Source organism: Micromonospora sp. DT231, from assembly GCF_049847025.1.
Lineage (GTDB): Bacteria > Actinomycetota > Actinomycetes > Mycobacteriales > Micromonosporaceae > Micromonospora.
The window spans coordinates 531,477-545,675 of sequence record NZ_JBNCNO010000002.1; the positions used below are offsets into that span (position 1 = coordinate 531,477).

Annotated in this window: 15 protein-coding genes; 12 read left to right on the plus strand and 3 right to left on the minus strand. The window is 71.0% G+C overall.

The window, feature by feature from the left end; genetic code table 11:
* Positions 1–129 precede the first annotated feature (129 nt).
* The 7 genes from hemL to ACPXBU_RS07370 all read left to right on the plus strand — a co-directional run bounded on the left by hemL (position 130) and on the right by ACPXBU_RS07370 (position 7,667).
* Complete coding sequence (gene hemL / locus ACPXBU_RS07340; protein ID WP_425757305.1) at positions 130–1,467, plus strand: glutamate-1-semialdehyde 2,1-aminomutase; 1,338 nt, start codon at positions 130–132, stop codon at positions 1,465–1,467.
* Positions 1,468–1,473: 6 nt separating this feature from the next.
* Positions 1,474–2,121, plus strand: coding sequence for a histidine phosphatase family protein (locus ACPXBU_RS07345; RefSeq protein ID WP_393365537.1), 648 nt, complete (start codon positions 1,474–1,476; stop codon positions 2,119–2,121).
* The gene (locus tag ACPXBU_RS07350) at positions 2,121–2,690 is read left to right on the plus strand and encodes a TlpA family protein disulfide reductase (RefSeq protein ID WP_393365539.1); all 570 of its coding nucleotides are present in this window, start codon (positions 2,121–2,123) and stop codon (positions 2,688–2,690) included. Before ACPXBU_RS07345 ends, ACPXBU_RS07350 begins: the two co-directional genes overlap by 1 nt.
* Positions 2,690–3,508, plus strand: a complete 819-nt coding sequence (locus ACPXBU_RS07355; protein ID WP_425757308.1) for a cytochrome c biogenesis CcdA family protein — start codon at positions 2,690–2,692, stop codon at positions 3,506–3,508. Before ACPXBU_RS07350 ends, ACPXBU_RS07355 begins: the two co-directional genes overlap by 1 nt.
* Positions 3,508–5,145, plus strand: a complete 1,638-nt coding sequence (gene resB, locus ACPXBU_RS07360) for a cytochrome c biogenesis protein ResB (protein ID WP_425757310.1) — start codon at positions 3,508–3,510, stop codon at positions 5,143–5,145. The genes ACPXBU_RS07355 and resB overlap by 1 nt, the downstream gene beginning before the upstream one ends.
* Positions 5,145–6,116 carry a c-type cytochrome biogenesis protein CcsB gene (ccsB, locus tag ACPXBU_RS07365; RefSeq protein WP_425757312.1) on the plus strand — a complete coding sequence of 324 codons (972 nt, stop codon included), beginning with the start codon at positions 5,145–5,147 and terminating at the stop codon, positions 6,114–6,116. Before resB ends, ccsB begins: the two co-directional genes overlap by 1 nt.
* Positions 6,117–6,383: 267 nt before the next feature.
* Positions 6,384–7,667 (plus strand): AAA family ATPase, encoded by a 1,284-nt coding sequence (locus tag ACPXBU_RS07370; RefSeq protein ID WP_425757314.1) that lies wholly within the window; start codon positions 6,384–6,386, stop codon positions 7,665–7,667.
* On the opposite strand, the gene ACPXBU_RS07375 is transcribed toward ACPXBU_RS07370, so the two are convergent.
* Positions 7,652–7,882 (minus strand): hypothetical protein, encoded by a 231-nt coding sequence (locus ACPXBU_RS07375; RefSeq protein ID WP_425757316.1) that lies wholly within the window; start codon positions 7,880–7,882, stop codon positions 7,652–7,654. The genes ACPXBU_RS07370 and ACPXBU_RS07375 overlap by 16 nt on opposite strands.
* Positions 7,883–8,049: 167 nt before the next feature.
* Positions 8,050–8,922, minus strand: a complete 873-nt coding sequence (locus ACPXBU_RS07380) for an alpha/beta fold hydrolase (RefSeq protein ID WP_425757318.1) — start codon at positions 8,920–8,922, stop codon at positions 8,050–8,052.
* A gap of 153 nt (positions 8,923–9,075) precedes the next feature.
* Here ACPXBU_RS07380 and ACPXBU_RS07385 point away from each other — a divergent pair, with 153 nt between their 5' ends.
* The 3 genes from ACPXBU_RS07385 to ACPXBU_RS07395 all read left to right on the plus strand — a co-directional run bounded on the left by ACPXBU_RS07385 (position 9,076) and on the right by ACPXBU_RS07395 (position 12,213).
* Positions 9,076–10,536 (plus strand): menaquinone biosynthesis decarboxylase, encoded by a 1,461-nt coding sequence (locus ACPXBU_RS07385; RefSeq protein ID WP_425757319.1) that lies wholly within the window; start codon positions 9,076–9,078, stop codon positions 10,534–10,536.
* Positions 10,536–11,516, plus strand: coding sequence for a menaquinone biosynthesis prenyltransferase MqnP (gene mqnP / locus ACPXBU_RS07390; RefSeq protein WP_425757321.1), 981 nt, complete (start codon positions 10,536–10,538; stop codon positions 11,514–11,516). The genes ACPXBU_RS07385 and mqnP overlap by 1 nt, the downstream gene beginning before the upstream one ends.
* 67 nt (positions 11,517–11,583) lie before the next feature.
* A complete protein-coding gene (locus ACPXBU_RS07395; RefSeq protein ID WP_425757323.1) occupies positions 11,584–12,213 on the plus strand; it encodes a UbiX family flavin prenyltransferase in 630 nt (209 codons plus the stop codon).
* Positions 12,214–12,316: 103 nt separating this feature from the next.
* Here the strand turns inward: ACPXBU_RS07395 and ACPXBU_RS07400 are convergent, their stop codons facing one another.
* Positions 12,317–12,583 carry a BldC family transcriptional regulator gene (locus ACPXBU_RS07400; protein WP_007454516.1) on the minus strand — a complete coding sequence of 89 codons (267 nt, stop codon included), beginning with the start codon at positions 12,581–12,583 and terminating at the stop codon, positions 12,317–12,319.
* A 269-nt stretch (positions 12,584–12,852) separates the two neighbouring features.
* Between ACPXBU_RS07400 and ACPXBU_RS07405 the strand changes: the two genes are divergently transcribed.
* Both ACPXBU_RS07405 and ACPXBU_RS07410 read left to right on the plus strand, forming a co-directional pair.
* Complete coding sequence (locus tag ACPXBU_RS07405) at positions 12,853–13,311, plus strand: Lrp/AsnC family transcriptional regulator (RefSeq protein WP_425757325.1); 459 nt, start codon at positions 12,853–12,855, stop codon at positions 13,309–13,311.
* Positions 13,312–13,361: 50 nt separating this feature from the next.
* Positions 13,362–14,189, plus strand: a complete 828-nt coding sequence (locus tag ACPXBU_RS07410; RefSeq protein ID WP_425757327.1) for an SDR family oxidoreductase — start codon at positions 13,362–13,364, stop codon at positions 14,187–14,189.
* Positions 14,190–14,199: the final 10 nt, after the last annotated feature.

The following is a 14,199-nucleotide window of genomic DNA, read 5'->3' on the forward strand; positions in this document are numbered from 1 at the left end:
GCCCGCGAGCCGCCGCCCGCCGAGGTCGCAAGCCGTCGCCGCTCACCGGCCCGGCCAGGGGTGAGCCCGGTAACCCTGCCGCGGGGTGGCTGCTGGCAGACCGTGCGGCGCTGACACAATGGCGGCATCGTGACCGACATCTTTCCCGCCGGATCCGGCCGCTACCCAGCCGTCGCGCCGGCCTCCGAGGCCCTGTTCGACCGCGCCCGCGCCATCGTGCCGGGCGGGGTGAACTCCCCTGTGCGCGCCTTCCAGGCGGTCGGTGGCACCCCGCGTTTCATGGTCCGTGGCGAGGGTCCGTGGCTGTACGACGCCGACGGCCGCCGCTACGTCGACCTGGTCTGCTCGTGGGGTCCGCTGATCCTCGGGCACGCCCACCCGGAGGTGGTGGCCGCCGTGCAGGCCGCCGCCGCCCTGGGCACCAGCTTCGGCACCCCCACCCCTGGTGAGGTGGAGTTGGCCGCCGAGCTTGTCGACCGCACCCCGATGGAGCAGGTCCGGCTGGTCAACTCCGGCACCGAGGCGACCATGTCGGCGATCCGGCTGGCGCGCGGCTTCACCGGCCGGTCCAAGATCATCAAGTTCGCGGGTTGCTACCACGGTCACGTGGACGCGCTGCTCGCCGCCGCCGGGTCCGGCGTGGCCACCCTGGGCCTGCCCGACTCGCCAGGAGTGACAGGCGCGGCGGCCAGCGAGACGATAGTTCTCCCGTACAACGACATCCGGGCCGTCGAGGAGGCCTTCGCCGCCGAGGGCCCGCACATCGCCGCGGTGATCACCGAGGCCGCCGCCGGCAACATGGGCGTGGTCGCCCCCCGCGACGGCTTCAACCAGCAGCTCGCCCGGATCGCGCACGCGCACGGCGCCCTGCTGGTGGTGGACGAGGTGATGACCGGGTTCCGGGTCTCCCGCGCCGGCTGGCACGGCCTCGACCCCTCCGACGCCGACCTGTGGACGTACGGCAAGGTCATGGGTGGCGGCCTGCCCGCCGCGGCGTTCGGCGGGCAGGCGGACATCATGGCGCGGCTCGCGCCGGCCGGCCCGGTCTACCAGGCCGGCACGCTCTCCGGTAACCCGCTGGCCTGCGCCGCCGGCCTGGCCACGCTGCGACTCGCCGACGACGCGCTGTACCGCCGTCTCGACGAGACGGCCGCCGTCGTGGGCAAGCTGGCGTCCGACGCGCTGGCCGCCGCCGGGGTCCCGCACCGACTGTCGTACGCGGGCAGCATGTTCTCGATCTTCTTCACCGACGCCGACGTGGTCGACTACGACAGCGCCCGCACCCAGCAGGTGCCGGCGTTCAAGGCGTTCTTCCACGCGATGCTCGCCGCCGGCGTCTACCTGCCGCCGAGCGCGTTCGAGTCGTGGTTCGTGTCGGCGGCGATCGACGACGCCGCTCTGGAGCACATCGCCGCAGCGCTGCCGACGGCGGCGAACGCGGCGGCAGCGGCTGGTCACGGGGGGTAAAGAGCCTTGAGCAAGACGGTGGTCCACGTGCTGCGGCACGGCGAGGTGCACAACCCCGACCAGATCCTCTACGGTCGGCTGCCCGGTTTCCGCCTCTCCGAGCTGGGTGTGCAGATGGCCAAGGCCGCCGCGCAGGGCCTGGCCGAGCGGGAGATCGTGCACGTGGTGGCCAGCCCGCTGGAGCGCGCCCAGCAGACCGCCGAGCCGATCGCCGCCCAGTTCGGGCTGCCGGTCGGCGTGGACGAGCGGCTGATCGAGAGCGCCAACTGGTTCGAGGGCAAGAAGGTGTCCCCGGGTGACGGGTCGTTCCGCGACCCGCGCAACTGGTGGGTGCTGCGCGATCCGGTGACCCCGTCCTGGGGTGAGGCGTACCGGGTGATCGCCGAGCGCATGTTCGCCGCCGTGCAGGCCGCCCGGGTCGCCGCCGAGGGGCGCGAGGCGGTGCTGGTGTCGCACCAACTCCCGATCTGGACGCTGCGTCGCCACGTCGAGCGCAAGCGTCTCTGGCACGACCCGCGCAAGCGGCAGTGTGGGCTGGCGAGCCTCACCTCGTTCCACTTCGAGGGCGCGAAGGTGGCGGGCATCGGCTACAGCGAGCCGGCCGCGCACCTGATCGCTCTCTCCGCGACAGCCCGGACGGCCAAGGGGGCCTGATGAACGCCCGGAGGTGGACCGCCGGCCTGCTCGCCGTCGTCGCCGCGGTGGCGCTCGTCGGCTGCACGTCGTCGAAGGGGCGGGAGAAGACCTGCACGACCACCACCGACGGGATCTTCGAGTGCGCACCGGACCAGCGCTCGGCACCTCCGAAGCTCGCCGGTGAGCTGCTGGACGGCGGCGGTTACGACGTCAGCCAGGCTCGCGGCCAGGTGGTGGTGCTCAACTTCTGGGGCTCCTGGTGCGCGCCGTGTCGTGCCGAGGCCGACGACCTGGAAGCGACCTACCAGGCCACCAAGGGTTCCGGGGTCACCTTCCTCGGCGCCAACGTCTCCGACGAGCGGGACAAGGCCAAGGCGTTCGAGAAGGGTCGGGTCACCTATCCGAGCCTGTTCGACCCGTCCAGCCGGCTGGCGCTCGCCCTGGACATCCCACCGAACTTCGTCCCGGCGACAGTGGTGCTGGACCGGGAGGGTCGGATCGCCGTGGTGATCCGGGCCGCGGTCAAGCAGGAGGGCCTGCAACCGATCGTCGAGCGGATCGCGGCCGAGAAGCCGGCGTCGGGCTGATGGGCGAGACCTTCAAGGAGTTGGCCCTCAACGGGCCGCTGCTGCTCGCCATCGGCGCGGCGGCGCTCGCCGGCCTGGTCAGCTTCCTCTCCCCGTGTGTGCTCCCACTCGTCCCCGGCTACCTGTCGTACGTCACCGGTCTGGCCGGCGCCGACCTGGAGGGCCGCCGACCTGCGGCCGATCTCGCACCGGTCACCGGTGGTGTCGCCGTGAAGGAGCGGGTCGCGCGGGTCGGCGCGGTCAAGGGGCGGGTGCTCGCGGGCACGCTGCTCTTCATCGCCGGCTTCACAGTCGTCTTCGTCGCCAGCGCGGTCCTCTTCGCCAGCATCGGCCGGGTCTTCTTCGACTACGAGCGGCAGTTGGAGATCGTCGCCGGCGCGCTGATCATCGTGCTCGGCATCGCCTACCTCGGGATGATCCCGGCCCTGCAACGGGAGTTCCGGATCTCCCGGCTGCCCGCCGCCGGCCTGCTCGGCGCACCTGTCTTCGGAGCGGTGTTCGCCCTCAGTTGGGTGCCCTGCACCGGCCCCACCCTCGGCGCGGTGATGATGATGGCCACCGCCAGCGGCCAGACCGACCGCGCCATGGTGCTCGCCGTGGCGTACTGCCTCGGGTTGGGGATACCGTTCGTGGTCTTCGGGCTGGGCTTCGAACGCCTGCTCGGGGTCTTCCGCGCCGTCCGGCGCAACAGCCGCTGGGTCACCCGGGTCGGCGGCGCCCTGCTCATCCTGATCGGCCTGGCGCTCGTCACCGGCGGATGGCAGAGCTTCGTGATCTGGCTGCAGACCACCGTCGGGGTGGGCGAGGTGAGCATCTGATGACGGTCGTCGACGACCGACCGGAGACCGTGGCCCCGGCGCCACGGCGTCGGCCCAACCGGCTGCTGGCCCTGCTGCGCAACTCGTGGCGACAGCTCACCAGCATGCGTACGGCGCTGATCCTGCTCTTCCTGCTCGCGGTCGCCGCGATCCCCGGCTCGGTGCTGCCGCAGCGCGGGATCAGCCCGGAGAAGGTCAACCAGTACTTCGTCGACCACCCGGACTGGGCCCCCCGACTGGACCGGATCGGCGCGTTCGAGGTCTTCGGCTCGGTCTGGTTCTCCGCGATCTACCTGCTGCTGTTCACCTCCCTGATCGGCTGCATCACGCCCCGGTTGCGCGACCATGTCCGCGCGTTGCGGGCCCGGCCGCCGGCCGCGCCGAAGCGGATGGCGCGGCTGCCGCAGCACACAGTGCTGCCCGCACCGGCCGGTGGCACCGCGGCGATCGCCGCGGTGCTGCGCAAGCGCCGCTGGCGGGTGCAGGTGCGCGGCAACGAGGTCTCCGCCGAGAAGGGCTACCTCAAGGAGACCGGCAACCTGCTGTTCCACATGTCGCTGATCGCGGTGTTGATCGGCGTCGCGCTCGGCTCGTGGTACGGCTGGAGCGGCAACCGGCTGCTGGTGGCCGGCGCGGACAACACGTTCTGCAACACCCGCCAGCAGTTCGCCGAGGCCAAGCTCGGCCCCCGGGTGGACAGCGCGGACCTGCCGCGCTTCTGCCTGCGGCTGGACGACTTCCAGGCCCGCTTCCTGCCCTCCGGCCAGCCGGAGTTCTTCAACGCCACGGTCACCGTCGACGGCCCGGACGAGCCCACCCGCAGCGCGGACTTCTCGGTGAACTCGCCGCTGCGGTTGAAGGACGCCAGCGTCTACCTGCTCGGCCACGGGTACGCCCCGGTGATCCGCTACACCGACCGGTTCGGCAACAGCCAGCTCAGCGACGACCCGTTCCTCACCACAGGTGACATGGGTCTGACGAGCGAGGGGCTGGCGGCCTTCCCGGACGCGAACGTCGACCCGGCCACCGGGCAGCGCGCACCGGATCAGCAGATGGCGTTCACGGGCATCTACCTGCCCACGGCACCCGGGCAGGGGCCGTTCGTACGCTCGCAGTATCCGGCCGAGCGCAACCCGGTGCTGAACCTGGTCGCGTACCGGGGCAACCTCGGCCGGGACGCCGGCATCCCCGGCTCGATCTACCAACTCGACCAGCGGCAGGTGCGGACCGGCAAGGTCAAGGAGGTCGGCACCAAACTGCTGCGCAAGGGCGAGACCTGGACGCTCGACGACGGCTCGACCGTCGAGTTCCTGGACACCAAGCGGTACGTCACCCTCTCCGTCCGGCACGATCCCGGCGCGACCCCGCTGCTGATCAGCTGCGGTGTTCTGCTTGTCGGGTTGATGGGATCGCTGTTCGGGCGGCGTCGCCGGGTGTTCTTCCGGGTGGTGCCGGCCGACCCGGGGGAAGGATCTCCGACGAGCGGTAGTAGCTTGATGGAGGTCGGTGGGTTGCCGCGTACCGACTACCCAGGGTTCGCCGACGAGTTCACCCAGCTCGTCGCCGCGGTCGACGGTGCCGAACGGCCCGCAGGTGACTCCACCGACCGGGCCGGCGTGCGAGAAGGAGCCGAGTGATGTCCGCACTCTCCGACAATCTGGTGACCTTCGCGATCCTCGCGTACCTGGTCGCGATGATCGGTCACGCCGTGGAGTACGCGCTGGGCAACGCGCGTACCCGAATCGCCGCGGCGGCTCCGGTCCGTGAGCTGGTGGGCGCCGGTGGTGGCACCCTGCCCCCGCCGCCCGCGCCGGTCCCGCCGTCGGCCGCGGCCGACCGGTCGGCGCGACGTGCCTGCCTCGCGGGTCTCATCGGGGTGGGCGCCACCGCGGTCGCCGCCGTGCTGCACCTGGCGGCGCTCGTCACGCGTGGCCTCGCCGCGGACCGCATGCCGTGGGGCAACATGTACGAGTTCGTGCTCACGGTGACGTTCATCGGTGTCGCCGCCTGGCTGGTGGTGCTCCGGAAGCGGCCGTCGCTGCGCAAACTCGGGCTGTTCCTGACCCTGGTGATGGTGCTGCTTGTCGCCACCGCCGAGCTGGTGCTGTACGTGCCGATCGTGCCGCTGGTGCCGGCCCTGAACTCGTACTGGTTCGTCATCCACGTCTCGACGATCGTCTTCGCGTCCGGCATCTTCCTGCTCGGTGTGGTGCCGGCGGTCGGCTTCCTGATGCGCAACGGATACGAGCAGGGCAAGCGGAGCTTCCCGTACACCCTGGCCAAGCGCCTGCCCGGCGCGGTGGGCCTGGAGCGGCTGACCTTCGCGCTGCACGCGTTCGCGTTCCCGATCTTCACCTTCGCGGTGATCGCCGGCGCGATCTGGGCCGAGGCGGCGTGGGGTCGGCCGTGGGGCTGGGACCCGAAGGAGACCTGGGCCTTCATCTCCTGGGTCGTGTACGCCGGTTACCTGCACGCCCGCGCCACGCCCAGCGTCAAGCGCAACGTGGCCACCTGGCTGGCGGTGCTCGGCTTCCTCACCATGCTGATGAACCTGTTCGGCGTGAACATCTTCTTCACCGGCCTGCACTCGTACGGCGGGCTGGACTGAACCACAGGTGACGGAATGTAGAACTACACTTCTTGGAAGCGTAGTTCTACATTCTGTGGGGATGTGACAGTGAAGCTCTCCAAGCCAGCGGAGATTTTCGACCGTGACGTCGAGTGGGCGGAGCTGGTCCGGTTCGCCACGGACGACCGCCCAGGCGCGACGCTGGGCGTGGTCAGCGGCCGTCGCCGGCAGGGCAAGACCCTGCTGTTGTACGAGTTGGCCCGTGCCACCGACGGTTTCTACTTTGGGGCGACAGAGGCGACCCCGGTGGAGTCGCTGCGTCGACTCGGGGAGGCTCTCGGCCGGCACACCGACGCGCCTGGTCCGCTTCGCCTGGACGACTGGTCGGGAGCGGTCGACGCACTGCTTGCGCTGGGCCAGCGCCGCCCGGTTACCGTGGTGATCGACGAGTTCCCCTATCTTGCCCGGTCGACTCGGGATCTCCCGTCGATAATTCAGCACGCGCTCACGCCGGGCCGGGTCGAGCGCACCGATTCCCGCACGCGCCTGCTGCTGTGCGGTTCGGCACTGTCGTTCATGGGTGGTCTGCTCGCCGGTTCGGCCCCGTTGCGCGGACGGGCAGGGCTTGAACTGGCCGTGCCACCCCTGGACTATCGTGCCGCGGCGACGTTCTGGGGGCTCGATGATCCTGCGCTCGCTGCCCGCGTGTTCGCCATCGTCGGTGGCACCCCGGCCTACCGACGGGAGTACGTCCAGGACGATGTGCCCGACGGACCAGACGATTTCGACGACTGGGTTGTCCGCGCCGTGCTGAATCCAGCCCGCCCGTTGTTCCGCGAGGCTCGCTATCTGCTTGCCGAGGATCCCGACCTGCGGGACACCGCTCTTTACCATTCCGTGCTGTCCGCGGTCGCCGAAGGCAACGGCACCCGAGGTGGGATCGCCGGGTACATCGGACGGAAGGCCACCGACCTCCAGCATCCGCTCACCGTCCTTGAGGATGCCGGTCTCCTCATCCGCGAGCCCGATCCGCTTCGTAGTGGGCGCAGCCGTTACCGCATCGCCGAACCCCTGATCACCTTCTATCAGGCTGTCATGCGGCCCTCCTGGACGGCCTTGGAGCAACGGCGTGGCTCGGACGTCTGGAGGCGTTCCAACCGCCGGTACTCGAGCGCGGTGCTGGGGCCAGCGTTCGAGGAGATCGTCCGGCAGTGGGCTCTGCGTTTCGCCACGCCAGAGACGTTTGGTGGTGTCGTCGCGGACGCCAGCTCGGCCGTCCTCACCGATCCCGCCACCCGTACCAGCCTGGAACTCGACCTGGTGGCGTTCGGCGAGCCGCCGTTCGGCGACGGCCCTCGGCCGCTGCTCGCCATCGGAGAGGTCAAGTGGGGTCGCACGCTGGGTCGGCCCGAGCTGGAACGACTGAGCCGCGCACGTGACCTGCTCGCCGCGCGTCCCGGCCTGGACGTGAGGGACGGTCGGTTGCTGCTCGCGAGCGCCGCAGGGTTCACCGATGAGCTGCGGCACGCGGCCGCTCAGCGTCCCGATGTCGTCCTCGTCGATCCGTCGCGGCTCTATGCGGGCGACTGAGAGCGTCGGGGTCGCTGGGGAGGATGTCGGGTGCCGCGCAGGGTCTCGTCCACGCGCAGCGTGACCTGGTACGACACCTCCGGCAGGTCGGCCAGCTCGATCCGTTCCCCGCGTAGCGCCAGTTGGGCGTGCAGCTCCCGGGCGACGGCGTCGCGAATCGCGACCAGGAGGGGAGACAACCCGTCCGGGTCGCCGACGACGAACGCGTCCGACATGGTTCCACCCTGCCGCCACGCCCCGCCGTTCCGCCACCATCGGTGAGATGTGCCCGCCGGGCTTGACCCGGCCCTGGTTGGCAAGTCGCGGTGGTCTCACGCCCGATCGGGACGTCCACGGCGGTGAGCTGGCGAACGAGCTGGGCAGGCGGGCAGCGGGTAGCTGCTCAGGCCGCGAGGAAGTCGCGCAGCAGGGCGAGCATCTCGTCCGGGCGCTCCTCGTACAGCCAGTGCCCGCAGTCCTCGATCACCTCGCCGCGGACCGTGTCGGCGTACCGGCGAACCTGCTCGGCCACCTGCCCGCCGAGGCTGGCCGCCGCGCCGACCGCCAGCACCGGCATCTCCAGCTTCATCTCCCGGTACGCCGCGTTGTCCGCGCTGTCCCGGTCGAACGCCCGGAAATAGGCGAAGCTGGCCCGCAGATGCGCCGGGTCGCGCAGGTGGCTGGCGAACTCCTCGATGTCGGGCGCGGCGATGCTGCCCTTGCGCACCATCAGCGCGTCGGTGAACCGGTCCACCCAGAGCGACTCGCGCCCGCTGACCAACTCCTCCGGAAGCCCGTTGCCGATCGAGAAGAAGCCGAAGTTCCACACCCCCGGCCCGGCCGGGGTGAGCGCGGGAAACGTGTAGATGCTCTCGTCGGGGATCGGCGCCTCGGTGAGCACCAGCCGGCTCACCCGCTGCGGATGGGCGGCCGCGTACGCGTACGCCACCATCGTCCCCAGGTCGTGTCCGACCACCCGGAGATCGCTTGTCAGGCCGAGTTGATCGAGTAGACCGTGCAGGTCGGCTGCTGCCGTCTTCTTGTCGTAGCCGCCGGCCGGGGCGTCGCTGTCCCCGAAGCCGCGCAGGTCGGGTGCGACGACGTCGAAGGAGCGTCCCAGGTCGGGCAGCAGGTGCCGCCACATGTACCAGCACTGCGGGTACCCGTGCAGCAGCACCAGTGGCGGGCCACTGCCGCCCCGGACGTAGTTCATGGTGATCTGGCCGACCCGCGCCCGCTGCTCGGTGAACCCCGCCGGAACCCGCTCGCCGCTCATTGCCGCCTCCGTCCGCCGGCTGCCCGCCGGCTGCCCGGCTACCCGCTGTGCCGCCCGCCATGCCTTCGGGAGCGGAAGCGGGGCCGGGGGTCATCGCGAGTGTCACAGCACCCGGCTTGGGCCGTGTGGCACCCGGTGCGGGAGACTGGCGACATGGCGGCTCGTGGCTTCCCGTACACCGATCTCAAGGACTTCCTCGCGGCGCTCGAGCGCGCGGGGGAGTTGCGCCGGGTCGACGTCCCGGTCGACCCCACCCTGGAGATCAGCGAGGTGGTCACCCGCACGGTGCGGGCCGGCGGCCCGGCGCTGCTCTTCGAGCGCCCGACCCGGGGCGAGATGCCGTTGGCGATCAACCTGTTCGGCACCGAGAAGCGGATGGCGATGGCGCTCGGCGTCGAGTCACTTGACGAGATCGGCGCCCGGATCGGCGCGCTGATCAAGCCGGAGCTGCCGGTCGGCTGGTCCGGCATCCGGGAGGGCCTCGGCAAGGTCATGCAGCTCAAGTCGGTGCCGCCGCGCAAGGTGAAGACCGCGCCCTGCCAGGAGGTCGTCTACCGGGGCGAGGACGTCGACCTGAACCGGCTGCCGGGGCTACAGGTCTGGCCCGACGACGGTGGGATCTTCCACAACTACGGGCTGACCCACACCAAGCACCCGGAGACCGGCAAGCGCAACCTGGGCCTGTACCGACTCCAGCAGCACGGCCGCAACACCCTGGGCATGCACTGGCAGATCCACAAGGACTCGACGGCCCACCACGCGGTCGCCGAGCGGCTCGGGCAGCGCCTGCCGGTCGCGGTCGCGATCGGTTGCGACCCGGTCGTCTCGTACGCGGCGAGCGCCCCGCTGCCCGGCGACATCGACGAGTACCTGTTCGCCGGGTTCCTGCGCGGCGAACGGGTGGAGATGGTCGACTGCCTCACCGTGCCGTTGCAGGTGCCGGCGCACGCGCAGATCGTGCTGGAGGGCTACCTGGAGCCCGGTGAGCGGCTGCCCGAGGGCCCGTTCGGCGACCACACCGGCTTCTACACCCCGGTCGAGCCGTTCCCGGTGCTGCACATCGAGGCGATGACCATGCAGCGCAAGCCGGTCTACCACTCGATCGTCACGTCCAAGCCGCCGCAGGAGGACCACGGCCTCGGCAAGGCCACCGAGCGGATCTTCCAGCCGCTGCTCAAGCTCATGATCCCGGACATCGTCGACTACGACCTGCCGGCGGCCGGTGTCTTCCACAACTGCGCGATCGTCTCGATCCGTAAGCGCTACCCGAAGCACGCGCAGAAGGTGATGAACGCGATCTGGGGCGCCCACCTGATGTCGCTGACCAAGCTGATCGTGATCGTCGACGAGGACTGCGACGTGCACGACTACAACGAGGTCGCCTTCCGGGCCTTCGGCAACGTCGACTACGCGCGCGACCTGCTGCTCACCGAGGGCCCGGTGGACCACCTCGACCACTCGTCGTACCAGCAGTTCTGGGGTGGCAAGGCGGGTGTCGACGCGACCCGCAAGCTGCCCACCGAGGGCTACACCCGCGGCTGGCCGGAGGAGATGAGCATGGCCCCGGAGGTCACCGCACTGGTCGACAAGCGCTGGAAGGAATACGGCATCTGATGGCCCCCGCCGACAACACCCGCGATCTTGCACTTTCGGTCCCCGATTCGCCCCCTTCCTCCCCTTCTGCCCCGACAGAAAGTGCAAGATCGCGGGAGCCGGGGCGGGTGCGGGCGTTCCTGGACCTCGTCAAGATCGAGCACTCCGTGTTCGCCCTGCCGTTCGCCTTCCTGTCCGCACTGACCGCCATGCAGGTGAACGGCGGGCACGTGCGCTGGTGGGAGCTGCTGCTGATCACGGTGGCCATGGTCGGGGCACGGACGTTCGCGATGGCCGCCAACCGGATCCTCGACCGGCGGATCGACGCGCGGAACCCGCGTACCGCCGGTCGGGAACTGGTGACCGGCGCGGTGAGCGTGCGGACGGCCTGGACCGGCGCGGCCGTCGCGTTGGTGGTCTTCCTCGCCACCGCCGCCCTGCTCAACCCGCTCTGTCTGGTGCTGGCGCCGCTCGCTGTGGTGCCGCTCGTCGTCTACCCCTACGCCAAGCGGTTCACCAACTGGCCGCACGCCATCCTCGGGATCGCCCAGGCGGTCGGCCCGGTCGGCGCGTGGCTGGCGGTCACCGGCACCCTGGACGGCTCGGGGCCGGCCTGGCTGCTCGGCGCGGCGGTGGGGTTGTGGATCGGCGGCTTCGACCTGATCTACGCCTGCCAGGATTCCGAGATCGACCGGGAGATCGGCGTGCACAGCGTGCCCGCGCGCTACGGTCGTCGCTTCGCGTTGCACGCCTCCACGGTCGCGCACGTGGTGACCTTCGCGCTGTTCATCTGGTTCGGTGGGCTGATCGGCCTCGGCTGGCTCTGGTGGATCGGGCTCGCCCTGACCGCTGTGGCGTTCGGCTACCAGCACCTGGTGGTGACCCCCACCGACCTCAGCAAGGTCAACCGCGCGTTCTTCACGGCCAACGGGTTCGTCGGCATCGCGCTGTTCGTCTTCGCCCTGCTCGACCTGGTGATCCGGCTCGGCCTACGCCCCTGAGGAGGCCCGGCCGGACGATCCCGGGGGTGCGCACCGGCGCACCAGCCGGACCAGGCAGGCTGGGGGCATGCGGGAACCATGGGTGGTCGGGGTCTCCGGGGCCTCCGGCACGCCGTACGCGGCGGCAGTCATCGGCGGCCTGCTCGACGCGGGTGAGTCGGTGGACCTGATCGTGTCCCGAGCGGCCCGACTCACCGTGCTCGACGAGACCGGCCGACCGTTCCGCGACGGGCACTGGGCCGAGGACCTCGCGGGTTGGCTCGGCCGGGACCTGACCGGAGCGGACGTGCGGTACTGGCCGGCCGGCGACCTGGCCGCCGGTCCGAGCAGCGGCTCCTACCGGGTACGCGGCATGGCCGTGGTCCCGGCCAGCACGGCGGCCTGCGCGGGCATCGCGATCGGGCTGTCCAAGGACCTGTTGCAACGTGCCGCCGAGGTCAACCTCAAGGAACGGCGGCCCGTGGTGGTGGTCCCCCGGGAGACACCGGTGACCCGCAGCCACCTGGAGCACCTGATCGCGCTGCACGACGCCGGCGCGGTGGTGCTGCCGGCCAGCCCCGGCTTCTACGGGGCCGGCGCCGAGGCCAGCGCCCAGCAGTTGGTCGACTTCGTGGCCGGCAAGGTGCTGGACGCGCTCGGCGTCCCGCACACCCTGTTCCGCAGGTGGTCCGGCCAGCTCGGTGCGGCCCGGGGCTGAGCTGTCGGCTCAGCGCGTGTCGTCGTGCCGTCCGACCGGATTCGGCCGAAGCGGTACGCGGACCGGACTGGTGTCCGGTCCGCGTGGCGTAGTCCGCACCAGTTCAGTACATGCCGGCGTTGGCCGGACCCGGCCCCGTGGATGCGGCCGGTCCCACATTGCGTGGCTTACCGACCTCGTCCACTTCGTCCAGCATGCCCTCCCCCTCAAGCAGGGCTCGCACCTCGGATTCCCGAAACCGGCGATGCCCGCCTGGAGTCCGGATGCTTCCTATCCGGCCGGCCGCCGCCCATCTCGTCACAGTCTTCGGGTCCACCCGAAACAGCGCGGCGACCTCACCCGGTGTCAGCAGGCGATCTCCAGTGTCCACAGCCCCCTCCTCGCGTCGACGAAGCCCCTGGCTGAACACACTGCCCCCGGCTGGTGCGAGCCCAGAGCCGTCATGAGGGACGTATGGCAATTACAGCACCAGGGACCTGGCGTGTCCGCCAAACGCGAAAAATGCACTGAGTGGGAAGTTAGTAAATGGTACTGGTGCAACCCCTGCCTTGACTGTCGGTTCGTGAACAGTTACTCACTGTTCGGTCCAACGGATGCTGAAGGCGTCGCGTTACGCGTAACCGGCTAAGGTCACTCTCCGTGGACGCCATCGACCTGAGCCTCGTCGACCTGCTGCGCGGCAACGCCCGCCTGTCGTACGCCGAGCTGGCCCGGCAGGTGGGCCTCTCCGCCCCGGCCGTGCACGAGCGGGTCGGCAAGCTGGAGAGCAGCGGCGTGGTCCGCGGTTACCGCGCCGACGTGGAACCGGAGGCGATCGGGCTGGGAGTCACCGCGCTGATCGGCATCGTCGAAGACTCCGGCGCGGACAGCGACGACATGCTCGAGTCCCTGCGGGTGCTGCCCGAGATCGAGTCCTGCTACTTCATGGCCGGGGTGGAGTCGTTCCTGCTGAAGGCGCGGGTCGGCACGATCGCCGAGTTGGAGCAGTTGATCGTGCGGTTGAACCGGACCCCCGGGGTCGCCTCCACCCGCACCGCCATCGCGCTCTCCACCAAGTGGGAGAACCGCCCCCAGCCGGTCGGCCCGCCCTCGGCCTGACCCTCGCGTACCCCTGGTGTCGCCGGATCGGCCGGCGGTAGCGTGCGCCGATGACCCCGCAGGGACGCCGAGTGGCGGTGGTGACGGGTGCTGCCGGCGGTCTGGGCCGCGCCATCGCCGCCGCGCTGCACGCCGACGGCTGGTCGGTGCTGCTCACCGACCTCGACGCCCGGGCGGTCGACGTCGCCGCGGCACCGCTCGGCGGGTGGTCGGCCGTCCTGGACGTCCGGGACGAGGACGCCTGCGCCGGCATCGCCGCGACCGCGGCCGGCCGGGGTGACCTCGCCCTCTGGGTGAACAACGCCGGCATCCTGAGCACCGGGCCGTCGTGGGAGCACGACGGCGCGACCCGCCGCCGGATGCTCGACGTCAACGCCCACGGCGCCATGAACGGCACCCTCGCCGCGCTGGCGATCATGCGCGGGCAGGGCCACGGCCACGTGCTCAACGTCGTCTCGCTGGCCGGGCTGGTCGCCGCGCCCGGCGAGACGGTGTACGCGGCCAGCAAGCACGCGCTGCTGGCGTTCAGCCTCGGCACCCTGGCCGACCTGCGGATGGCCGGCTACCGCCGGGTGCACGTCTCCTGCCTCTGCCCGGACGGCATCTGGACCCCGATGCTGCACGACCGGCTGGACGACCCGGGGGCGGTGGCCTCGTTCACCGGGTCGATGCTGACCGCGCAGCGGGTGGCCGCCCGGGCGGTCCGGCTGGCCCGCCGGCCACGCCCGGTGGTCAGCCTGCCCCGCTGGCGGGGAGCACAGGTGCGCCTGCTGGACGCGCTGCCCCGACTGGCCGTCGCGCTCACCCCGCTCGTCCGGGCCGCCGGCCGGGCCGGCCAACGCCGGCAACGCCGCCGGACCGGCGCCGACCACAGCTGACCTGCTTGCT

Excerpts from the sequence above, each read along its gene's own strand:
- ACPXBU_RS07350 (WP_393365539.1), top strand. The coding sequence starts at position 2,121 with ATGAACGCCCGGAGGTGGACCGCCGGCCTGCTCGCCGTCGTCGCCGCG.
- ACPXBU_RS07355 (WP_425757308.1), top strand. The coding sequence starts at position 2,690 with ATGGGCGAGACCTTCAAGGAGTTGGCCCTCAACGGGCCGCTGCTGCTC.
- resB (WP_425757310.1), top strand. The coding sequence starts at position 3,508 with ATGACGGTCGTCGACGACCGACCGGAGACCGTGGCCCCGGCGCCACGG.
- ccsB (WP_425757312.1), top strand. The coding sequence starts at position 5,145 with ATGTCCGCACTCTCCGACAATCTGGTGACCTTCGCGATCCTCGCGTAC.
- ACPXBU_RS07375 (WP_425757316.1), bottom strand. The coding sequence starts at position 7,882 with ATGTCGGACGCGTTCGTCGTCGGCGACCCGGACGGGTTGTCTCCCCTC.
- ACPXBU_RS07380 (WP_425757318.1), bottom strand. The coding sequence starts at position 8,922 with ATGAGCGGCGAGCGGGTTCCGGCGGGGTTCACCGAGCAGCGGGCGCGG.
- ACPXBU_RS07385 (WP_425757319.1), top strand. The coding sequence starts at position 9,076 with ATGGCGGCTCGTGGCTTCCCGTACACCGATCTCAAGGACTTCCTCGCG.
- mqnP (WP_425757321.1), top strand. The coding sequence starts at position 10,536 with ATGGCCCCCGCCGACAACACCCGCGATCTTGCACTTTCGGTCCCCGAT.
- ACPXBU_RS07395 (WP_425757323.1), top strand. The coding sequence starts at position 11,584 with ATGCGGGAACCATGGGTGGTCGGGGTCTCCGGGGCCTCCGGCACGCCG.
- ACPXBU_RS07410 (WP_425757327.1), top strand. The coding sequence starts at position 13,362 with ATGACCCCGCAGGGACGCCGAGTGGCGGTGGTGACGGGTGCTGCCGGC.